Origin of the sequence: Salinispirillum marinum (assembly GCF_042650105.1) — a bacterium.
GTDB lineage: Bacteria > Pseudomonadota > Gammaproteobacteria > Pseudomonadales > Natronospirillaceae > Salinispirillum > Salinispirillum marinum.
Genome location: NZ_JBHSAL010000001.1, coordinates 662,217 through 684,288, shown reverse-complemented (window position 1 = coordinate 684,288; position 22,072 = coordinate 662,217). Strand labels below are relative to the sequence as shown.

The following is a 22,072-nucleotide window of genomic DNA, read 5'->3' as shown; positions in this document are numbered from 1 at the left end:
AATACCGTATGGCGTCATGCTGTACGCGGTATACAACAACAATAACATGAGGACGCGAACATGAAGAACGCTTTATCTTTCCGCTCGTTCGGTGTTTTAGCATTGTCTGGTTTAATGACGCTTGGTGCTACCAGTGCCGTAGCGCAAAACGCAGACCCGATTCGTATTGGTGCGGTAGCGCCGAAAACCGGTGCGTTGGCCGGTGGTGCAGCCGTTACCTTCTGGCCCAATGTCGCCCTATGGCAAGAAGAAGTGAACGCCAATGGTGGTTTGCGGATGGGAGATGGCACACGCCGTCCGATCGAAATCATCGAATACGATGATCGCACCGACCCGTCGGAAACCATTCGCTCGGTGCAGCGTTTGGCCTCGAACGACGATGCCGACTTTATTCTGGCCCCGTACAGCACTGGTTTGTCCTTAGCGGCCGCACCGTTGTTTGATCGCTTGGGTTACCCCATGATCAACGTGAGCGCGATCACTGACCAGACGGATACCTTAGCCGCGCGCTATCCTGGCGTCTTTTTCACCTTGGGTAAAACCAGTCCATTGGCGGAAGGTGTGGCGCAATTAATGGCCGATCTACGTGCTGAAGGTAAAGCTGGTAACCGGGTTGCACTGGTTAACGTTGGTGATGCGTTCGGTATCGAGTTGGCGCAGGCCGCACGTCGTGTGTTTGAAGCGGAAGGTTTTGAGCTGGTCTATACGACCTCTTACCCACCGACGATTCAAGACGTATCGCCGATCATCAATTCGGCCATTGCCGCTAATCCTGACATCTTCGTCGCGTTCTCCTACCCCGGTGATACCTTTGCGCTGACCGAACAAGCACAAATTCAAGGTATGGAGGTTGATGCCTTCTACACCGCAGTCGCTACGCCGTTCCCGTCTTATCAGGCGCGTTTCGGTGATTCCATCAACGGCGTGTTCGGTGTTGGTGGTGTTAACCCTGCGGACCCTAAGTTCCAAGCCTATGCTGAAGCGCACCGTGCGCTGACCAATACGGCACCAGACTACTGGGCCAGTGCGGTGACCTATGCCTCCTTTGAAGTTTTGGCGCAAGCCATTGAAGGTGTGGGTTCGGTGGATCGTGAAGCGGTCACGCAGTACATCAAAGACAACAGCTTCGACACCGTAATGGGTACTTGGACCTTCGAAAACCAGCAGATCACAGACTACTGGACAGTAGGGCAGTGGCAGAACGGTCAGTTCTACGGTATTGGCGGCACGGCTGAAAACATGCCCGGTGCGGTTGAGCCGATCGCTAGCCCAAGCTGGTAAGGCTGTAAAAGCCCTGAACCAAGGTGATCGTTCGCCTTGGTTCGGGCCTCTCCAACTCTTCTCGGTGTAACATTATGCAAATTCTTATCACGGGGCTACTCCTCGGTGGTGTCTATGCCATTGTGGCCATGGGGTTGTCCCTGCAGTATGGCGTCGCTCGGATAATGAACCTTGCCAGCGGTGAGATGCTTGTGGCGGGCGCATTTGTCGCCTTCTGGGTGGTCACTGCGCACAGTTTGAACCCTTATGTCTCACTTATTTTGGTGGTTCCCGGTGCCTTCGTGGTGAACTGGCTGATCTACCGTTACCTGCTTCTGCCCTTGGTAAAACGGGCGAAAAACCGAGGCCAGCTGGAAGTCGACAGTATCCTGACGACCTTTGGTTTGAGCTTTGTGTTTGTGGGTATTTTCCTGGCCGTGTTTGGCGGCACCTATTTTAACTATTCGTTTCAGTCGTCAGCCGTGGAAATTTTCGGCAGCCGCTACGGTCTGAACCGTGTAACGGCATTCCTGATTGCGGTACTGATCTGCGGTGCGCTGTGGTACTGGATCAACTACACCCGCAGTGGCATGGCCATTCGTGCGGTGTCTGTCGACCCTACGGCAGCGGGCTTAGTCGCCATTGACGTGCAACGGGTGTCGACCTTCGCCTTTGCCTTGGGTGGCGCGGTGGCCGCCGCTGGTGGTGTGTTGCTGAGTACCTTTCTTACCTTTGAAGCGTCCATTGGTATCGTCTTTACCATGAAGGCGTTGATTATCGTGATCATGGGTGGCGTGGGTGACATTCGTGGTGCCATCGTGGCCGCTGTGGTGTTGGGTATCACCGAAACCATCGTAGCGCGTTTGATTGATCCTGGCTTAACGCTGGCATCGGCTTACCTGCTGTTTATTCTCATCCTGTTGTTCCGTCCGCAGGGGCTGTTTGGGAGACGTAACACATGAATCGTCGTGAAATTACCATTGGACTGTTGGCGGTGGTGGCCTTCGTATTGTTGGCCATGGTGCCCGGCTTGCCGAACAGTGCTTCCCTGTTGTCGCTGATGGTGCCGATTGCCATGTACACGGTCCTTGCGACCTCGTGGGCTTTGTTCTCTGGGCCAACGCACTACATCTCTCTGGCGACGGCGGCGTTCTACGGCATTGGCGCGTACATTCTGGCGGCCGGTATTGATGTTGTGCCGTATCCCTTGCTGTTGGTGATTGCCGCGGTAGCAGGGGCGATCATGGCGGCAGCGGTCGGGGCGGCCACGTTGCGTTTATCGGGCGTGTACTTCGTTATCTTCACGCTGGGGCTGGCCGAGCTGACCCGCCAGTTGGTGACCTGGTGGCAAAGCAATTTCGGCGGTAGCCGGGGTAAGTATGTGTTCACCGACATCACCGAAGCGCAAATCTATTGGCAACTGCTCGCGCTGGCGGCGTTGGTTTATATCGTGGGTTGGTTGATTGGTCGCTCTCGGCTCGGCTTCGCTATTCGTATCATCGGCAACGATGAGCTGGTGGCCAAGCACAGTGGTATCAATACTGCCGGTTCGAAGATTTTGCTGTTTATGGTGTCCGGTGCGTTTGCTGCCGTCGTCGGGGCCGTGATGGCACCGCGTTTCGTCTACATTGAGCCAGCCATGGCCTTTAATCCGCAAGTGTCTTTCCTGGTGGTCATCATGGCCTTGCTGGGCGGTGTGCATCGCTTGTGGGGGCCGCTCATGGGGGCAATTCCCTTTGCCTTGGTGTGGGAATTGATCGCCTCGAATTTCCCAAATCAAACCGTGCTGGTGATGGGTTTAGCGTTCTTGGTGGTGGTGTTCTACATCCCCAACGGGGTGTCCGGCATTATTGAAAAAGGCTATCGAAAACTCCGCGAACAGGGAGGGAATCAACATGGATAACCGCCCAGTCGTCCTTGAAGTGCGCCATGTGACGAAACGATTTGGTGGCCTGATTGCGGTCAATGACCTGAGCTTCGATGTGCATCATAACGAAGTATTGGGATTGATTGGTCCTAACGGCTCCGGCAAGACCACCATGATGAACCTCATTTCCGGCGCGTTGTCGGTCAGTGGTGGCGACATCATGATGAACGACCTGCTCATTTCGGATTTACCGCCGCGCAAACGGGCGCGGGCCGGAGTGGCCCGTACCTTCCAGTTGGTGCGTATGCTGCCGTCCATGACGGCACTGGAAAACGTGATGGCCGGGGCCGTCTTCGGTCATAAGAAACTGTGGGGGCGTGGCTTGCAGGTGCACGCCCAACGTCAGTTAGAACGGGTTGGCATGGGTGATGTGGCGCAGCGCCCCACCTCGGCATTGACTTACATCGACCAGAAACGGGTTGAGTTGGCGCGGGCGTTGGCGTCGGACCCGTCTATCCTGCTGCTCGATGAGTGGCTGGCCGGTTTGAACCCGACCGAGTTGCAAGTCGGTATCGAGCTGATCACCAGTCTGCGCGACGAAGGCCGCACCATAATTTTGGTCGAACACGTCATGGATGCCATCCGCAGCCTGTGCGACCGCTGCGTAGTGATGAGCAGCGGCGTAAAGATTGCCGAAGGCACACCCACCGAGGTGTTGTCTGACAAGGGCGTAATTCAAGCCTATCTGGGGGATGATCATGTCTGAACATTCAGGACTCATCGTCAATGGTCTGTCGGTGCACTATGGCCAGCATCAGGCGCTGAATCAGGTCTCATTGAACATCAAGCCCGGTGAAATCGTGGTGATTCTGGGGGCCAACGGAGCGGGTAAGAGTACCCTGCTGCGTAGCATTGGTGGGCTGACGCCGCGTACCGGCGGCAGCTTACAAATGAATGGTCATCCACTTGCCACTTTAAAAGCGCATCAAATCGTAGAAACCGGATTGGCGCTCGTACCGGAAGGGCGCGGCATCTTCGGCGATCTCACCGTTGAAGAAAATCTGTTGCTGGGCGCCTATGCCAAACGTGCGCGGGCGGACCAACAACAAAATCTCGAGCGCATCTACAGTTTGTTTCCGCGCTTGGTGGAGCGGCGTCGGCAAATCGCCCGCACCATGAGTGGTGGCGAGCAACAAATGGTGGCCATTGGCCGGGCCATGATGTCGTCACCCAGCATTCTGATGTTGGATGAGCCGTCTCTGGGGTTATCACCATTGCTGTCGAGTGATGTGTTCAAAACCTGCAAGGCTGTGCGTGAAACCGGCTTGGGTATTTTGCTGGTTGAACAAAACGCGAAGCAGAGTTTGTCCATTGCCGACCGTGGCTACTTGCTGGAAAACGGCCAGATTGTCGCGGAAAACAGCGCGCGCAATTTGCTCAACGATCCGGCGGTACAAAAAGCCTATTTGGGTGGTTCGGGCGCCAGCTCCGGTGCTGCGTCGGCCTCCAGCGCGAAAGCCGCAACGAAACCATCCAAAGCCACAGCGGCGGCCGAAAAACCGGCTACTGTGCGAGAGGCGTTGGCCGCCGAGCGGACGATCCCGGACCGTTACGAAATGCCCCGGGTGAACGTGACGCAGGTATTGGGAATGTCGGTGAACGACGCCATTCGTTCAGCGGAAGCCCGTCAGCGTGCGGCTTGGGCACAGGGGGTGACACCGTCAAATTCGTCGGCCAGCCCTACCTCCGGTACGGGTGCGTTGGCCGATATGTTGCGTCGGATGGAGCAGTCTGCAGCCCAAGCGCAGCGGCCTTCGACACCACGCACAGCATCCACGGCAGCGCACAAGCCTGCAGCGACGCCACCAAAAGAGGCCGAGGTTAAACAGGCGGCAACTGAAATCTCATCTACTCCAGTGTTGGAAGTTTATCGTCGGGTCGTGGATGACCACGGACGCAGTGAACTGGCATTGGTCGACAAAAGAAAGGTGTAAGCATGCACAATTTCAAAGGGTTATACATTGGCGGTCAGTGGGTTCCTACGGACCGCACGTTCGACGACATGAACCCCTCCAATGGGGAAGTGTGGGGCAAGGCACCGGACGCGGGTGTGGCCGAAACGCGGGCCGCCATTCAAGCGGCAGCGGCGGCCCAACCGGCTTGGGCTGCACTACCGCATACGGTGCGGGCGCGCTACATGAATAAGGTGGCGGATCTGTTTGAAAAACGCCGAGACGACATCGTAAAAGCCAGCCGTGGCGAAGGCGGTGGCTGGTTTGGCAAAGGTATGTTTGAAACCGGCTATACCGCGGGAGTGTTCCGCGCGGCCGCCGCAGCGGCGTACAGCAATGTGGGTGAAATTCTGCCCTCGGAGCATGACAAAATATCACTCGCCATGCGCAAACCCTTGGGCGTGGTGACGGTCATCAGCCCATGGAACATGCCGTTGATTCTGACCAGCCGTGGTTTGGCTTTTCCCTGCGCCATTGGCAACACCATCGTCTTGAAGCCTTCGGAAGACACGCCGTACTTGGGTGGCATGCTGTTCGCAGAAATATTCGAGGAAGCGGGCATTCCCCCGGGCGTTTTAAACGTGGTTTCGTGCTCGCGTGAGAGTGTGCAGGCCGTGGGTGCCGAGCTGGTGGAAAACCCCATCGTGAAAGGTATTTCCTTCACCGGGTCTACCCCGGTTGGCCGCCATATCGCCGCCACTGCGGGCGCTCATTTGAAGAAAGCCTGCGTTGAGCTGGGCGGTAAGGATTCACTTTTGGTGCTGGAAGACGCTGACATGGACCGCGCCGTTAAAGCGGCGAACTTTGGTAGCTTCATGCACCAAGGGCAGATCTGTATGTCGGTTGAGAAGGTCCTGGTGCACGAAAACATCTGGGACGAATTCATGACGAAATTCGTTGAGCGCGCCAGCAAGCTGAAAATGGGCGATACGTCTTCTGACCCAGAAGCCGTGATCGGGCCATTGATCAATGACCGTCAGGCAGCGCGGGTGAAAGACCAAATCGAAGATGCGCGTGCCAAAGGTGCAACCATCTTGCTTGGCGGCGGGGTGCACGGGCGTTTTGTCGAGCCGACCATCATCACCAACGTAACGCCGGACATGAAAGTGTACGCTGATGAAACCTTTGGCCCGGTGGCGGTGTGCATTCCATTCCGCACCGATGCCGAAGCCATCGCTATCGCCAACGATACCGAATATGGCTTGTCGTCGGGCATCATCACTGCCGACGAAAACCGCGCGTTGGCGTTGGCAGCGCAGCTCGACACCGGCAGTTGCCATGTGAACTGTTCGTCGGTGAATGACGAACCGCATATCCCCTTCGGTGGCTCCAAAGCCTCTGGCTTGGGCAACCATGGTGGTCGCTGGTCGGTGGAAACCTTCTCCCAGACCCGCTGGGTAACCTTGGATCGGGGCGGTCGTCCGTTCCCGCCCGTTTTCTGAGGACGAGGTGACCATGAGCAAAGCCAAGAAAATTCTCAAAGATAAAACCATCGTGGTGACGGGCAGTTCGTCCGGTATCGGTTTGGCCACTGCCGCGCAGATAAAGCGGTTGGGCGGACGGGTACTGGGAGTCGACATCCATGCCCCGCACGGTGATGCCGCTGACGTGGTCGACGAGTTCTACAAAGCGGACCTGTCACAGCAAGCCATGATCGACGCGCTGGTATTTGCCTTGCCGCAGGGTATCGACGGTTTGGCCAACATTGCCGGGTTGCCGCCAACGGCACCGGCGGAAAAGGTATTGGCCGTGAATCTGGTGGGGTTGAAATATTTGACCGAAAAGCTGATTCCCAAGATGAATAATGGCGCGTCCATCGTGAACCTGGCATCACTGGCGGGCGGCGGCTGGGCGGATGCCATCAGCACCATCAAAGCCAGTGAAGGGCTCACGTTCGATGCCGTGGCGGACTTTGTGCGCCAGCATAACGTCAGCAGTGTTGGTGGTCGTTCGTATTTCTTTTCTAAAGAAGCCCTAATCGTGTGGACGCTACAAAACCGCTGGACGTGGCGCGAACGTGGCATTCGCATGAACGCCGTCAGCCCCGGCCCGGTCGATACGCCCATTCTGGGCGACTTTATCGAGACCTTGGGGGCGCGGGCCGAGAAGGACATGGCGACCATGGACCGCCCCGGTCACCCGGACGATATCGCTCCGGTGGTGGCGTTCTTGTTGTCCGACATGACGACCTGGATTCGCGGCACCAATATCCCTGTGGACGGCGGGATGGCCTCTCACCTCCTATGCGAAGGGTACGGACTATGAACTTAACAGCATCCTTTAAGAACAATACAAAGCTGGAGACGCAACATGGCTAACGCAGCAGTTTGGATAATTATTGGCCTCATCGTTCTGGCCGTGGTGATCGCCATTCTGGCGAAATTTTACGAACGCGGTACGCGCGAAGTCAGCCTGGTGCGCACCGGCGTGGGTGGTCGTAAGGTGGTGTTGGATGGCGGCGTGCTGGCCATTCCCTACTTTCATGACGTCGCACGCGTGAACATGCAGACCCTGCGTTTGGAAGTAAAACGCCATGGCAACGGGTCTTTGATCACGCAAGACCGCTTGCGCGTTGATGTGGGCGTCGAATTCTATGTTTCGGTGATTGCCACGCCCGATGGCGTTGCGCAAGCCGCGCAAACGCTGGGTAATCGTACCTTTCAAGCCGATAAATTGCGGGAGTTGATCGAAGGTAAGTTGATTGACGCGCTGCGTTCGGTGGCGGCTACCTTCACCATGGACGAGCTGCACGAAAAACGCGGTGAGTTTGTGAGCAAGGTGCGTGGTCATTTGCTGGAATCACTGGAGCGCAATGGCTTGGCCTTAGACTCGGTGTCGTTGACCGACATGGATCAGACACCCTTTAATGCGCTTGATGAAAATAACGCGTTCAACGCCGAGGGTATGCGTAAGTTGGCGGAAGTGATCGCCAAATCGAAAAAAGACCGGGCCAACATCGACGCCGATGCCGATGTCTCGGTACGCCGTTCCGCGTTGGAAGTGGCGAAGCGCAAGCTCGACCTCGACCTCGAAGAAGAGCAGGCCAAGATCGCGCAAATCCAGCAGATTGAAACGTTGAAAGCCGCGCAGATATCCGAAGTGGCAGCACGCAAAGCGGACAGCGAACGCGCCGCCGCACAAGCGCGCATCAACATGGAAAGCGCGATTCGCAGTGCCGATATCGAACGTGAGCAGCGTTTACGGCAGGCCGAAATCGAGCGCGACCGCATGCTGGAAGAAGCCGAAGTGAAACGCCAGTTGGCGTTGGAACTGTTGCAGCAAGAGCGCGACATTCAACTGTCGGCCAAATCGCAAGAAGAAAGCAAAGCGCAAGCGCTGGCCGATGAAGCCCGCGCGCTGGCGGTGCGTGCCGCCGAGCTGGTGGTGACAGAAAAAGCTCTGGCCGATGCCGACCGAGCGAAACGCATTGCCGAAGTCAAAGCCGAGCAAGAAGCCGCTGTCGCGGGTATTCGAGTGCGCATGGCGGCTGAGTCCGAGCGTATTGCTTCGGCAGACCGGGCGAAAGCACGTGTAGCGGAAGCCAATGCTGAAAAAGAAAGCCGTGCCTTGCGCACCGAAGCCAGCAAAGCTGAAATGCTGGCCGAAGCGGAAGGTCGTGCGGCCATGGTAGCGGCGGAAAACAACATCAATGAGCACATTGTGGCCATGAAGTTGGAGCAAGCGCGTTTGGAAGCCCTGCCGAAAATTGTGGCCGAAATGGTGAAGCCGGCAGAGAAGATTGATTCCATCAAGATTCACCAAATCACCGGCCTAGGTCAACGAGAGCCGGGGCCAGTGGGCAGTGCTGAAAAGCCGGTCGTCAATCAAGCGCTTGACAGCATTTTAGGTATGGCCGTGCAATTGCCCGCGTTGCGGAAGATCGGTGAAGAGTTGGGTCTAAGTGTGGATACCAGCTTGGAAACTGTGCGCCCGGAAAAAAGCGCCAAGAAATAGTTCGTGTGCTGCTACGGACGGCAGTTGTAGAGAGGCTTTCGGGCCTCTCTACCGTTTTAGACGTTTAAATCCCCGCAATTTGATCATCGGTTACGGTCGTCGATACCGCGCGAACGCATTCCGATAGAAACGCCAAGGCGTCGGAAATATCCGCGCCGACCCGTCGTGAGAATCCAACGGGCCCTAGAATGTCGCGGGTATCCACCGGCACTTCAATCAACGCACCTTCCTCAAAATCCCTGACCACCGCACCGCGTGAAATCAACCAAACGGCGTCAGTGTCCATGACATAGGCCCGCCCAAAGGCGTGCGAGTTGGTTTCCACCTGGTTTTTGTTCAAGGTAATGCCGTGGGCGATCAAAAATCGTTCTACGCTGTTGTGAATAATGGAATCCCCGGCGGGCATGATGACGGGATAGGTCGCCAGCAAGGCGAAGGGGTCTAAACCGCTGACCAGCGCCGCATGCCCAGGGCGTACGGCAATGGTGATGCGTTCGAGGTACAGTTGCTCGAACAGCAACCCCTGCATTTGATCGGGTTCGGCGAGTCGCCCGATGATCACATCCAGTTCCGATACTCGCAGACGGTCCAGCAAGACCGGCGTCGGCCCGGTAATAATATTGACGGAGGTATTCGGCATGCGTTGCTTGAAACATGCAATCGCCGCAGGCATGATGCGCGCCGCCACGGTCGGTAGTGCGCCGATGGAAATGGGTGGGTGGGCTTCGTTGCTGGCCCGCTCAACACTTAAGATGCCTTCATGCAGCGCACTGGTGCTGCTCAACGCATGGCGCAAAAATATTTCACCGTGCCGAGTCAACACCACGCCGCGCTTCTGGCGGTCTAACAGTTCCACGTTCAGCATGTCTTCCAGCTCACGGATTTTCTTTGATACCGCAGGCTGGGTCAGCGACAGATGAGAGGCGGCTTTCACCACACCACCCTGGCGGACGACTTCGATGAAACACTGCAAATGCCGAAATTTAATGCGGTTGTCGATCATGAGAGACTGCTCAGTATTCCTATTCTGTGCACAGAATGAGGGAGAAATCGATTCAAGACACTACTACCTTAGGTGCAATGGCTCTTGGGCGATAAAACATCACGATATTGCCCCCCAGAATCAGCAAGAGTCCGATCACTGAGGGTAATGTCCAAACGTACCCTTCAAATACGGTGGAAACCGCCAAAGCGACCAACGGGAACAACACCGTGGCGTAGGCCGCAGGACCCGCGCCAATCCGCCCAATGAGGGCGAAATATGTCCCGAAGCCGATCACTGAACCGAAAATCGCCAAATAAAACAGCGCTCCGAGGTAGCGGGTAGACATATCAATGGCGAACGGCGTACCGGACACAACAATCACCAATAGCATGGTTAACGCACCGTAACTCATGGCGTAGGCGTTGGTAGACAGTAAATCTAGGCCGCGCCGCTGGTGGCGCAAGCTGATCATATTGCCTAGCGAAAAACCGTAGGTACCGAGCAGTGCGCAGCCCATGCCAAACAACACGCTGGGGTCAAAGCCTCCGGCGCGCAAGTCCGGCCAGAACAGAAACACCATGCCGACCAACCCTATGGCGGCGGCCAACACCAAGCGACCGGTAATCGGGGAGCGGAAGAACAACACGCCATTGAGGGCGTTAAAAATAACCGCCATGGAGAAGATGACGGAATTCAAACCGCTGGTGATGGTTTGTGTCGCGGTGTAAAACAACAAGAAGTTAAAGCAGAACACACACATACCTTGCAGCACGCAGAACAGGTGGTCGCGTACACCGATACGGCGCAGCCGTCGGATGACGATCAAGAACAGCAGCAGCGAGCCCGCCGCCAAGGCAAAACGATAAAACACCGACACCGGGATGGGTACGTCACCCAACTGCAAGGCGATGGCGATCCATGTGGTGCCCCAGATCAAAACGGTTATGGCATACAGTGCAAAGTTCATAATGTTCCTTCGGCAATCGTTGAAAGCGGTCTGTACTGCCCCGCTCGACACGCATGAACCCTCCTTGGGGCTCCATTGCGGGATCCATCCCGCAAAGGGTCTCGCTTAGCAGTACAGACCGCTTTCAACGCACCCTATCAAGTCATAATGAGCAGCATCATATCCGGGCATAAGTTGGCAGGCTGTCAAGTTCTTGCGTAATGTGATTGGCACCGAGTGTGGGATGTCTTAAAGTTGAACGGCCTGAACACCAAGAAGGGTCTCTGCATGAAACCGTCTATCGCCTATCAACAGCATCGTACTGCCATACTGCAGATTGTGGAGCGGCATCATGCCAAGAATCCGCGTATTTTCGGTTCAGTGCTGCATGGCCAAGATACCGATGAAAGCGACTTAGACATTCTCATAGATACGACTCAAGAAACGTCACTCTTCGATGTGGGAGCGATTCGTTCAGAACTGATAGAGCTTTTAGGGGTGGAGGTTGATGTACTAACGCCCAATGCATTGCCCGATAGGTGGAAAAATACAGTACTCAAGGAGGCCCGTGCGGTATGAGTCGTCGGGATGAATTAGCCCTTAGAGATTACCTTGAGCATATTCAGCAGGCAGTTGGTCGTATTGAGCGTTATACCCAAGATATTGATTATTCGAGTTTTTTAGAAAACGAAGAAAAGCAGGATGCGATACTCCGGAATCTAGAAATCATCGGTGAGGCTGCGGGAAATATTCTGCGTCACTTTCCTGACTTCGCCACGAAACATCCTGAATTCCCACTCAAGGCTGCTTATGGCACGCGAAATGCGATAGCGCATGGCTATTTCAAAGTCGATCTAGCCGTGGTCTGGAACACAGTTGAAAGAGACCTGCCTGAGTTAGAAGCGCAAGTAGTCACTAGCCTCAAATCGCTCAGCTAATCGAGCCTCGACTCCTCTCCTAGTATGTGCCAACGCTAAAACCGCAAAGAATTGCATATTCTTGCGCTTTGTTAATTTGGGAACGCTGCGGTGCTTGGCAGCTCACCGTCGCCTGCGTAGTATCGACAGCATGAGTTAGCCTAGGGAAAAATCGCGTGCACCCCCAGTATCAAGTGTTCAACAGCCTTAACGATCACAACGCTACCTTGCGCGGTGCCGCGGCGCTGGGCAATGGTACGGGGCTGGCACGTTGGTACAACGAACAGGACTACATCGACTTAGACCGCGCTGAGCACCACACCCTGAGTTTATACGTTGCCGACGGATACGAGTGCTACCACAAGCAGGGCGCACAATGGCGTAACGGCGGCGCGCCTAATCGTTTTTGTTTAATGCCTGCGGCACACGAATCGACATGGGATGTGCGCGGACCGTTGGAATTCGTCCATCTGTATTTCACTGATGCTCATCTATCGACATTGGCGGAGCAAACGTGGGAACGCAAGCCCGGCAAAGTGATGTTAGATGAGCGCACGTTCGCTGATGATCCGCAAATTACAGCTCTGTATCGTGAATTTTTGCTGCAACTGAACTGGACGGAAACGAGCGACCGGCTGGCGCTAAGCAGCGCGATCACCCTGTTGTTGGTGCATGTGCTGGCCCAGCATACGCACGTAGATTGGCGCTTGCCGACCCCAAAAGGTGGCTTGGCGGCGCATAAATTACGGCGAGTGACCGAATACATACAAGCCAATCTCGACCAACCCTTGTTACTGAAAGATCTGGCCGCGCAAGCGAACCTCAGCGAATACCATTTCGCCCGCATGTTTAAGCAAAGTCAGGGCTTGGCACCGCACCAATATGTACTGTTGGCTCGCCTGCGCGAAGCGGAACGGTTGCTGCACACCACGCAACTGCCGCTGATAGATATTGCGCTGGCGTGTGGTTTCAGTTCTTCCAGCCATTTGGCACATCGCTTTCGTCAGGTGAAGGGTGTTCGCCCCTCAGCCTTACGGTCGGTAGTATCCTCGAGAAAATAAGCATGGATAAAACGGTAAAAAGTGGCGTAATTTATGCGCTGACGGCCTATGGCTTGTGGGCCGTTGCGCCCATGTACTTCAAGGTGATGCAAAATGTCGCGGCACCGGAAATCTTGGCGCATCGCGTACTGTGGTCATTCTTGTTGACGCTTGGGCTGATCATCCTTATGCGTAAACGTGCGGTATTATGGGCGACGGTAAAATCACCACGGGCGCGCTGGCTGCTGCTGTGTTCCACCACCATCATCGGCTTTAACTGGGGTTTGTTTATTTGGGCCGTACAGAGCGGATTTATGCTCAGTACCAGCCTTGGCTATTACATCAACCCACTGGTGAATATCCTGTTCGGCATGCTGTTTTTCGGCGAGCGGTTGGGCAAGGTAAAAACAGCGGCTGCCTTGATTTGCCTGGCTGCGGTGGCCTATGAAGTGATTCAGTTTGGTCGTTTGCCATGGATCGCACTCGCCTTGGGCGTGAGTTTTGCGCTTTATGGCTTGGTGCGCAAAAAGCTGGCGGTGGACAGCTTTACCGGTATGGCGATGGAAACCGGCCTACTGCTGCCTTTGGCGATTGGCTATCTATGGTTCACCACGAGTCCGACGTCGGATGTGCTGAATAATTCCGGCTGGACAAACTTCCTGCTGTTCGCTGCAGGCCCCGTCACCATGGTGCCGCTGATGTGCTTCGCCGCAGCGGCCAACCGTATCAGCATGACCGCCTTGGGCTTTTTCCAATACATCGCGCCCAGCGGGGTATTCTTGTTAGCGGTGTTTGTGTACGGCGAGGAATTGGTGCCCGAGAAGCTGGTCACCTTTGGCATGATCTGGTTTGCCCTGATTATGCTGTCGGTCGATACCCTGTATCGCTGGCGACGCGGACCTAGGATACCCGTGGTGCCGGCGGCTTAAGCTTAGTCGGCGAAGGATTTCCAGCGTGGTTGGTAGGGTATGCCTCCGGCGCTTCACGGCAGGCCGAAAGGCGCGCCTTGAGGCACAACCCACCAACCACGCGAACGCTAGCCACCAAGTTCCAATATGAATTGAGGTGTCACGCAGCTGGGTGCTTCATGACTGAGCCACAGCACGCCCTTCTCGACCCAATGCGGTTGCAATTGCTGCATGATCCACGTGGCGGTGGTGTCATCGACGCCGCGAAAGGGTTCATCCAGAATCACCCAGCGTACCGCTGGGTTCAAAGAGCGCAACACCACGCGCGCGAGCGCAATGCGCCGCTGCTCACCACCGGACAGCGCCAGGCCATTTTCGCCTATCCAGGTATCCAACCCCTGCGCGGACTGCTCAATGCGGTCGGCCAACGCGACCCATTCCAAAACCTGCCAGAGTTGTTCATCGCTGGCATTGGGGGCGCCCAACAGCAGGTTATTCGCTACGGTATCGTTAAACACCTTGGTGTCTTGGGTTAGCCATGCGGTATGCGCCAGCCGTGGCATCGCCAGTTGCGTGGCTAGGGTTGATTTGCCGCTGCCCGAAGCGCCGGTTACAACGCCGCATTGGCCGGGTACTAACTCGAATGATTGTCCGTTGGCGCTGACGGCTAAAGTGTCGGCATCCACGATGACGGATGAAGGCGGTTCCGCATCCGGCGCCATATGGTTTAAGCGCTGCGCGGCGGCAATGGTCTGTCCAAGATGGGCGAATGAGCGGGGCAGGTTAGCAAAGGCTTCGTTCAACGCCAGCAAGCCAAGCAATAGCATGACCAGCAGTGGCCCGGAGACGCTTTGGTCAATATACGCTTGAATACCCAGTATCAATACCGCGGTTATGACTAAGGCCAGTCCGGCATTCACTAGGCTCTGCACGAGGCCGATCACGCGCGCTAAGGCATTTTGCCGGGTGTGTAACGCGTCGGCGTAGGCTGAAATTTGCCGGGCATGGGTCGCTGCATGACCTGCGGCAGTCAATTCGGCGTGGCCGCGCAAGTGATCGACACTGTTTAAACGGACTTGTTCAGTCAATTCGGTCAGCGCGGCGCTGTGTTTTTTGCCCAGTAGCGCGGGCAACAGGGTCGCCAGCGCCAGTAAAACCCATAGGCCGATAAACACGCCCAAGGCAGCACTTGGATTGTCGTTTAAGAGCACCCACCAGAGCACGACGCTGACCCAGGTGAGGGTGAGCGCGGCGACCAAAGGCGGGGCGAGTAGGCGCAGGTACAAATTGTCGAGGGTGTCGAGGTCACTGGTTAGGCGGTTCAACCATTCACTGCTGCGCTGTCGGTTGAGTTGTAGCACGGGCAAACGGCTGACGCGTGCAAACAGCCGCACTCGCAGGTCGGCCAGTAGACGCAGCACGGTATCATGGTTGTACAGGCGCTCAAGATAGCGCGCTATCGTGCGCGTCAGGGCAAAGCCGCGAATACCGGCACCGGGTACATACACGTCCAAATACACCGCCACGCCTGAGGCCAATAACACAGAAGCAAGTCCTGCCGAGGTTATGAACCAGCCCGACAAACCCAGCAAGGCAACGCCTGCGGTGAGCGTCAACGCCAGCAATAAGCCGCCCACGAGCAGGCGCGTGCGTCGTAGCAGGATTATCGTTATCCATGGCCATAGACTTTTCATCGCAGCGTCCTCTGTTCAGCTTTATTTGGCGCTTCTGGATCGCCGACGCGAACAACGCGATGCGCGCGTTGCAGCAAGTCACCGTCGTGCGCACTGAGAACGATACCTCGGCCTTGTGCCGCCAGTCGGCCTAAACAATCCGCAATGACCTGTGTGCTTTCGGCGTCCAGTGCGGCGGTGGGTTCATCAAGCAGTATCCATGGCGCATCCGACAGCCAGATGCGCGCCAACGCCAAGCGCTGCGCTTCGCCACCGGACAAAAACCGACCATCTTCACCCACGGGACTGTCGAGGCCTTGTGGCAAGCTATTCAACAATGCTGTTAAGCCGACCTGTTCAACCGCGTCTAGCATGTCGCGCTGGCTGGCGTGTGGTGCCATCCAGCGCAGGTTGTCGGCCCAACTGCCAAACACCAAAAACGGCTTCTGGCTCATCCATGCCAAGGGCACCTGCCCGGTTGCCCGGCCATTGACCCGCACGCTGCCGCTCGTCGGGTTTAAGAAACCCGCAATCAAATTCAACAGGCTCGTTTTGCCGCTGCCGGTGGGTCCCGCCAAGCCGATGATTTCCCCGTGTTCAAACCGTGCATTGAAACCCTGAAACAATGTGCCACGCTCGGGAAAGGTCAGAGTGACTTGATCAAACACAATGGCATTGTCATCGTGGGCGTCGGTGTTCGTCTCGACCGATTCGATTGACGTTGGTTGCCCGGCGACATAGGCTTCTGAAGGCTCCTTTGACAGCGTTTCCGCCGCACCCAAGGCTGCCGCACGGTCATGGTAATGCTGCGCCAATGTTCGCAACGGCTGGAAAAACTCCGGTGCGAGCAGCAATATCAGTAGGCCACTGAACAAGGTCAGTTCAGGGCTTGGCCCCCAGTCAATGTATCCTAGCAAACCAAAGCCGATGTAGATCGCCAGCATGGCGATGGCGACCGAGGCGAAGAACTCCAGCACCGTCGACGACAAAAACGCCACGCGCAGGGTTTTCATGGTGAGCTGGCGAACGTCGTCGCTGGCCCGCGCCACGGTGACTTGAGCCTGTTTGGTTTGACCAAACACCTGCAACGTGGCGATGCCGTGTAACCGATCGAGAAAATGCCCCGATAGCCGACTGAGGCTGGCAAAGTGCTGCTGGTTGATTCTCTCCGCCCCCATGCCGACCAGTGCCATGAACACGGGGATCAACGGTGCAGACAACAACAGTAGAAGCGCCGCCAGCCAGTCCAAATAAAACACGATGCCTAGTATCACTGAGGGTACGAGTACGGTAATAGATTGTTGTGGCAGATAACGTGCGACGTAGCCGTCCAGTGCTTCTACCTGTTCAACGTATTGGCTGGCGCGTTCAGCGGGCGATTGCTCAGCATTACGCAGCGGACCATTCGCTGCCCACTGCGTGAGCAAGCGCTCACGTACGGCGCGGCGCACCTGTGTGCTGGCCTGTGCGCCCCAGACTTCCTGCGCATATTGCGCGACGGCTCGGACAGTGATACCCACCACCAGCCAGACCAGCACGCTCTGCAATTCAAGCAGCCCACGTCCGTCAATCAACAGTGCACTCACCACCGTTGCCAGCGCGACCAGAATCCCAACCGTCGCTAACCCCGCCACAGAGCCCGCCAGCGCGGCCAAGCGCACGGCATGGCGTGCCGGCACAATAATATCGCGGAGCCACTGTTTGGCGGTTAGGTTTGGCAATTTTTTCTCCTAGTTATGGCTATGTAACTTACATTCCGGCAATGGGCTCTCGGCATATGCCTACGGCGCTTCACGGCAGGCCGGAAGGCGCGCCTTTAGACATATCCCTGCGCCCATTACCTTAACCTTTCCGTAGGCATAGAATTGCGACGGCAAAGATTATTGGTGACATGCTTGTTCTTTCGGTGCCGATGCCTATTGCTCAGGTAGATCGACAGGCCGTTTGACGGGTCGATCTGCGAGGGTGGCGGGCGGCGTTTGCGCACAGGACGTGCGCAATTGAGCCTACAGGGACGTATTCACGGCGTCCGCCCAGAATCCTTGCAGATTGGCCCGTTAAAGGGACTTCGATCTATCCTGCTGAAGGAGGCATGCGCCGAAAGCCCTCTCGCTAAAGTCTGCCGTCCAAAAAAGGCCGACGAAAAGAATCAGTGATAGCCAACGCCTGCCTTCACCTTGCCGCGAAACACCCAGTAGGTCCATGCCGTGTACATCAGCACAAAGGGAATTACGAACAGCAAACCGATCAACAAGAACAACTGCGACGAATGCGCTGAAGCCGCATCCCACAACGTATAGTTTGGCGGCACGATGTACGGCAGTTTGCTCACCGCCAGGCCCAAGTAAGTGAACACAAAAAGCGCCATGGTAGCCACAAAGGGCATACCGTCCTGGCGTTTCATCACCGCACGTAACAGCACGACAACCGACAAGAATGCTCCGACGGGCAATAGCCAGATCAAACTGATCTGATCAAACCAACGTGCCCGCACTAAATCGCTGATCATCGGCGTCCAAATACTGATGATGCCAAACACCAACACCACCGCCGCCAAGAGATACGGGGTGATCTTGTACGCCCATTGCTGAATGTAGCCCTCTGATTTGAGGATCAACCAGGTGCTGCCGAGCAATGCATAGCCCGCCAACATGCCGAACCCCGTCAGTATCGAAAACGGTGTCAGCCAATCAAAGGCGCCGCCCACATAGCGGAAGTTTTCCGTTTCAAAGCCCTGGATGTAAGCACCCACGACTGCTCCTTGCGCAAACGTGGCCAGCATCGAGCCGCCCGCAAACGACCAATTCCACAAATAGCGTGAGGTTTTGGCTTTAAAGCGAAACTCGAAAGCGACACCACGAAATATTAGCCCGGCCAGCATCAAGAACACGCCCAAATACAAGGCCGGTAAGAACACGCTGTAGACCAGCGGGAAAGCTGCCAGAAGGCCAGCACCACCCAGTACCAGCCAGGTTTCGTTGCCGTCCCACACCGGTGCCACCGAGTTCATCATTACATCTCGGGCTTCTTCAGACGGCGCGAAAGGAAACAGAATGCCTTGCCCCAAGTCAAACCCGTCCATCAACACATACATGATGATGCCGAAGCCGATTATGCCTGCCCAAATGGGCACGAGATCAAAAACAGGTTCCATTAGCGTGCTCCTTCTTCAAAGGGAACGTCAGCCGCCGAAAATGGGCGCTTGGCGCGAAGCGTGGTGGTTTGGGTGCTGTGTTCGTCATGCGCGGGTTGGTACTCCATACCATCGCGCAGAATGCGCATCAGGTAATAGAGGCCACCGCTGAACACTAGGGCGTAAACGATGATGTAGCCAATCAGCGTGGTCAGCGCCATCCAGCCTTGCAACGACGGCGTCACACCCTCGGCGAACGTCATGATGCCGTAGATCAACCACGGACCACGGCCAATTTCGGTGGTGAACCAACCGGCCAGCACGGCGATGAAAGGCGTAATGCTCATCACCTGTAAGACCCGGAAATACCACGGTGTTGACCACAACTTGCCGCGCAGGCGTAGCACCAAGCCCGTTACCGCTACGGCGATCATCAACAACCCTAACCCCACCATGACGCGGAATGACCAGAACACCACCCAGACTGGTGGTTGTTCTTCTCGTGGCACCATGTCCAGCCCGGGGACCACACCATCGGGACTGTGCTTCAAAATGATGCTGGCCAGATTGGGAATGCCAACCTCTAGATGGTTGGTTTGATTTTCCTGATCGGGCCACGCGAACAATAATAAGGGCACGTTGCCGCGGGTTTCCCAGTTACCTTCCATCGCGGCGACTTTCGCGGGCTGGTGTTCCAGTGTGTTCAAACCGTGCAGATCACCGACATAGGCTTGCAATGGGGTAAGAATCAACAGCAGCCATAGCGTCATCGACAGTGCTTTGCGGTTTGCTTCGACTTCGCGGCCGCGCAGCAGATACCAGGCACTGACCCCGGCAACGACGAAGCCGCCGGTCAGGAAAGACGCCAAGCCCATGTGTGCAAATCGGTAGGGCAGCGAAGCATTAAAGATGGCTTCGAGCCACGAGGTCACGTAGAGAAGTTCGCCCCGGAACTCGACGCCCGCTGGGGTGTGCATCCAACTGTTGGCCGACAGTATCCAGAACGAAGAAATAAAGGTGCCCACGGCGACCAAAACGGCCGACATCCAGTAAATACCGGGTGGTACTTTGCCGCGCCCGAACAACAAAACGCCTAAAAACGCGGCTTCCAAGAAAAAGGCGGTGACGACTTCGTAGCTTAGAATTGGCCCTAAAAAATTCGCACTGATGTACGAGAAATTTGACCAGTTCGTACCGAACTGAAAGGCCATGACAATCCCTGACACCACGCCCATGCCGAACACCACGGCAAATACCTTGGTCCAGAATTGGGATAACTTCATCCAGACAGGGTTCTGGGTTTTCAGGTAGATACCTTCCAGTACCGCAATGAACGACGCCAGCCCGATGGTGAACACCGGAAATATTGCGTGGAATGACACGACAAAGGCAAATTGCAGTCGTGAAAGGAAAATCGGGTCTAGCTCCATCATTTACCTCTCTATGGGCGCTCGGGGCCCGGTTTTTTGGCGAGTTTTCGTTGCAGACTGCGGCGATGCATACCCAAGACACGGGCCGCTTCAGAAATGTTGCCGCCGCAGTCATTCAAGACACGCTGTATATGCTCCCACTCCACGCGGCGTAAAGCCGGGGGCTGCTCATCCGGTGTATCAGCGGTTGCGGCTCGGTCGCCGCGCAAGGCGGCATCCACGGCCTGTATATCAACCGGCTTGCTGAGGTAGTCATCGGCCCCGCGTTTGATCGCGGTAACGGCGGAAGCAATGCTGGCAAAGCCTGTTAGCAAGATAATTCTAATGTTAGGGTGGCGCAAACGTATCGGTTCAATGAGCACCATGCCGTTGTCTTCACCCAAGCGTAAATCCAACAACACATGGGTAGGGCTTCGTGCCAACGCTTGTAAGGCAGACTCGGCGTTTTCGGCCTCGGAGGTTTCCCAGCCCAGACGCGTCAGACCGCGCCCCAACAATCGGCGAAAAGCGGCATCATCGTCCACAATCAGAACATGGCCATGTGGCGTACTCATGAACCCTCCCCAAAACAGGGCATGTCGACGCGCGCTACATGGCCGCCGGAAACCGGCTCAATACGTAACGGACGACCCGTTGCTTCTAAGGTCAGGTCGGCTAAAGCCAGACCAATGCCAAAACCGTGTGCTTTGCTGCTGTGTAAGGGGAGTTGGGTGGGCGCCGGTTCGCCGTGACCATGGTCTGTGACGGCGATATTCAATTGCTGTTCTTTGCGCACCACCTGTAAGGCGATGTGTTTGTGTGCGTGTGCCAAACTGGCGTCGGCGGCGTTGTCGAGCAGCGTCAGCAACAGGTGTTGCCAGGCCAAGGCATCCTGTACCAATAGTCCGTTGAGGTCTGGTAGTTCGGTATCCAGTTCAATATCCGGGCGCAGTAGACGAAACCGGGCCAGCGTTTCACGGAATAAACTGCTCACTTTACGCGTGTTGTGTTCACTGGCGGCTCGTGCGCCCTTAACCATTCTTTGGACGCTGGCGCGGCAGAAGTCGAGTTGCTGGTCAAGGGTCTCCAGATCTTCTTGCATATCCACGGGCATTTCGTCACGACGCGCGCGCAGCTCGGCCGCAATCATTTTGAGTGTGGACAACGGGGTATTTAGTTCGTGTGCGGCTTGGGCGGACTGCGCGGCCAAGCCCAAAATGGACTGATTGCGCATGGCCTTGGCTTGCGCTTGATGGAGCAGCTCGCGCTGGACGCGCAGATTGTGCGAAATCCAACTACCAAAGGCCGTGAGCAGGGCTACGGTGAGTAGGAAATTGATCAACATACCCAACTCGTGCAACTGCATACTGAACGACAGGCTTTCGCTGCCCATGAGTTCGTTGCTCAGCAACAGCGGCTGATTGAACAGCACCAACATGGAATACAGCGCCGACGTCGCTGCCCCAACACTGATGACCGCGCGCACCGGCAGGGCAAGCGACACCAGAGCCAGCGGCAGCAAATACAATGATACAAAGGGGTTGGTTGCACCGCCGGTCCAATACAGTTGCCAAGTCAGCACCAGTAAGTCGACGCCGATGTGACTCAACCATTGCCAGCCATTCACCCGCGGGGTATGAAAGACCCACCAAAACAGGGCTAAGTTGAAGAATACCAGCGTCAGAACGCCAAGCCAAAGGGCGGCCTGCGGCAAGTCAATACGAAACACCTGACTGGCCACCAAAATAGCCAGTGATTGACCCACGACCGCCACCACACGCAGCGCAAATAAGCCACGCAGCAGCAATACATCGGCGGGTAAAGAGGTGTGCCAAAAACTGGCAATCGGCATCAAGCATCATCCGAACTCAGGGTGAGTGAACAGTATACTCATTCTGTTTTGGATTGCGTGCGGCATAGTGTCGCGGTGTCAGTAACTTCTGTACACTGACGCGGCTCGTTTTGCCT

20 protein-coding genes are annotated in these 22,072 nt (G+C 56.1%); 12 read left to right on the top strand and 8 right to left on the bottom strand.

All coding sequences use genetic code 11. The features are described 5' to 3' along the window. Positions 1-60: 60 nt before the first annotated feature. The 8 genes from ACFOSD_RS03265 to ACFOSD_RS03230 all read left to right on the top strand — a co-directional run bounded on the left by ACFOSD_RS03265 (position 61) and on the right by ACFOSD_RS03230 (position 9,093). Positions 61-1,281: an amino acid ABC transporter substrate-binding protein gene (locus ACFOSD_RS03265; protein WP_380693589.1), complete on the top strand. Its 1,221-nt coding sequence runs from the start codon at positions 61-63 to the stop codon at positions 1,279-1,281. A gap of 74 nt (positions 1,282-1,355) precedes the next feature. After that, on the top strand, positions 1,356-2,222 hold the full coding sequence (locus ACFOSD_RS03260) for a branched-chain amino acid ABC transporter permease (protein WP_380693592.1): 867 nt from the start codon (positions 1,356-1,358) through the stop codon (positions 2,220-2,222). After that, complete coding sequence (locus ACFOSD_RS03255) at positions 2,219-3,163, top strand: branched-chain amino acid ABC transporter permease (RefSeq protein ID WP_380693594.1); 945 nt, start codon at positions 2,219-2,221, stop codon at positions 3,161-3,163. Before ACFOSD_RS03260 ends, ACFOSD_RS03255 begins: the two co-directional genes overlap by 4 nt. Next, a complete protein-coding gene (locus ACFOSD_RS03250) occupies positions 3,156-3,893 on the top strand; it encodes an ABC transporter ATP-binding protein (protein WP_380693596.1) in 738 nt (245 codons plus the stop codon). Before ACFOSD_RS03255 ends, ACFOSD_RS03250 begins: the two co-directional genes overlap by 8 nt. Further along, positions 3,886-5,121, top strand: a complete 1,236-nt coding sequence (locus ACFOSD_RS03245) for an ABC transporter ATP-binding protein (protein WP_380693599.1) — start codon at positions 3,886-3,888, stop codon at positions 5,119-5,121. The genes ACFOSD_RS03250 and ACFOSD_RS03245 overlap by 8 nt, the downstream gene beginning before the upstream one ends. Positions 5,122-5,123: 2 nt before the next feature. Beyond that, on the top strand, positions 5,124-6,581 hold the full coding sequence (locus ACFOSD_RS03240; protein ID WP_380693602.1) for an aldehyde dehydrogenase family protein: 1,458 nt from the start codon (positions 5,124-5,126) through the stop codon (positions 6,579-6,581). 13 nt (positions 6,582-6,594) lie between these two features. Next, on the top strand, positions 6,595-7,404 hold the full coding sequence (locus ACFOSD_RS03235; RefSeq protein ID WP_380693604.1) for a coniferyl-alcohol dehydrogenase: 810 nt from the start codon (positions 6,595-6,597) through the stop codon (positions 7,402-7,404). Between the two features lie 45 nt (positions 7,405-7,449). Then, entirely contained in the window at positions 7,450-9,093 is a 1,644-nt protein-coding gene (locus ACFOSD_RS03230; RefSeq protein ID WP_380693606.1) for a flotillin family protein, read from the top strand. Positions 9,094-9,157: 64 nt separating this feature from the next. Here ACFOSD_RS03230 and pcaQ read toward each other — a convergent pair whose 3' ends face one another. Both pcaQ and ACFOSD_RS03220 read right to left on the bottom strand, forming a co-directional pair. Next, on the bottom strand, positions 9,158-10,096 hold the full coding sequence (pcaQ, locus tag ACFOSD_RS03225; RefSeq protein WP_380693609.1) for a pca operon transcription factor PcaQ: 939 nt from the start codon (positions 10,094-10,096) through the stop codon (positions 9,158-9,160). A gap of 52 nt (positions 10,097-10,148) precedes the next feature. Continuing rightward, positions 10,149-11,045: a DMT family transporter gene (locus ACFOSD_RS03220; RefSeq protein ID WP_380693611.1), complete on the bottom strand. Its 897-nt coding sequence runs from the start codon at positions 11,043-11,045 to the stop codon at positions 10,149-10,151. A gap of 267 nt (positions 11,046-11,312) precedes the next feature. Here ACFOSD_RS03220 and ACFOSD_RS03215 point away from each other — a divergent pair, with 267 nt between their 5' ends. The 4 genes from ACFOSD_RS03215 (at position 11,313) to rarD (ending at position 13,910) form a co-directional block, all read left to right on the top strand. Further along, positions 11,313-11,603: a nucleotidyltransferase family protein gene (locus ACFOSD_RS03215; RefSeq protein ID WP_380693614.1), complete on the top strand. Its 291-nt coding sequence runs from the start codon at positions 11,313-11,315 to the stop codon at positions 11,601-11,603. Beyond that, positions 11,600-11,962: a HepT-like ribonuclease domain-containing protein gene (locus ACFOSD_RS03210; RefSeq protein WP_380693616.1), complete on the top strand. Its 363-nt coding sequence runs from the start codon at positions 11,600-11,602 to the stop codon at positions 11,960-11,962. Before ACFOSD_RS03215 ends, ACFOSD_RS03210 begins: the two co-directional genes overlap by 4 nt. 155 nt (positions 11,963-12,117) lie before the next feature. Then, positions 12,118-13,002 carry an AraC family transcriptional regulator gene (locus tag ACFOSD_RS03205; RefSeq protein WP_380693618.1) on the top strand — a complete coding sequence of 295 codons (885 nt, stop codon included), beginning with the start codon at positions 12,118-12,120 and terminating at the stop codon, positions 13,000-13,002. A 2-nt stretch (positions 13,003-13,004) separates the two neighbouring features. Then, a complete protein-coding gene (rarD, locus tag ACFOSD_RS03200) occupies positions 13,005-13,910 on the top strand; it encodes an EamA family transporter RarD (RefSeq protein WP_380693620.1) in 906 nt (301 codons plus the stop codon). A 107-nt stretch (positions 13,911-14,017) separates the two neighbouring features. Here the strand turns inward: rarD and ACFOSD_RS03195 are convergent, their stop codons facing one another. From ACFOSD_RS03195 to ACFOSD_RS03170, 6 genes are all read right to left on the bottom strand, one after another. Beyond that, the gene (locus ACFOSD_RS03195) at positions 14,018-15,583 is read right to left on the bottom strand and encodes an amino acid ABC transporter ATP-binding/permease protein (protein WP_380693622.1); all 1,566 of its coding nucleotides are present in this window, start codon (positions 15,581-15,583) and stop codon (positions 14,018-14,020) included. Further along, a complete protein-coding gene (cydD, locus tag ACFOSD_RS03190) occupies positions 15,580-17,283 on the bottom strand; it encodes a thiol reductant ABC exporter subunit CydD (RefSeq protein ID WP_380693625.1) in 1,704 nt (567 codons plus the stop codon). Before cydD ends, ACFOSD_RS03195 begins: the two co-directional genes overlap by 4 nt. A 428-nt stretch (positions 17,284-17,711) precedes the next feature. After that, the gene (cydB, locus tag ACFOSD_RS03185; protein ID WP_380693627.1) at positions 17,712-18,716 is read right to left on the bottom strand and encodes a cytochrome d ubiquinol oxidase subunit II; all 1,005 of its coding nucleotides are present in this window, start codon (positions 18,714-18,716) and stop codon (positions 17,712-17,714) included. Then, positions 18,716-20,125 carry a cytochrome ubiquinol oxidase subunit I gene (locus ACFOSD_RS03180; RefSeq protein ID WP_380694960.1) on the bottom strand — a complete coding sequence of 470 codons (1,410 nt, stop codon included), beginning with the start codon at positions 20,123-20,125 and terminating at the stop codon, positions 18,716-18,718. Before ACFOSD_RS03180 ends, cydB begins: the two co-directional genes overlap by 1 nt. A gap of 11 nt (positions 20,126-20,136) precedes the next feature. Beyond that, positions 20,137-20,679: a response regulator transcription factor gene (locus ACFOSD_RS03175; RefSeq protein ID WP_380693630.1), complete on the bottom strand. Its 543-nt coding sequence runs from the start codon at positions 20,677-20,679 to the stop codon at positions 20,137-20,139. Further along, entirely contained in the window at positions 20,676-21,956 is a 1,281-nt protein-coding gene (locus ACFOSD_RS03170) for an ATP-binding protein (protein ID WP_380693633.1), read from the bottom strand. The genes ACFOSD_RS03175 and ACFOSD_RS03170 overlap by 4 nt, the downstream gene beginning before the upstream one ends. Positions 21,957-22,072: the final 116 nt, after the last annotated feature.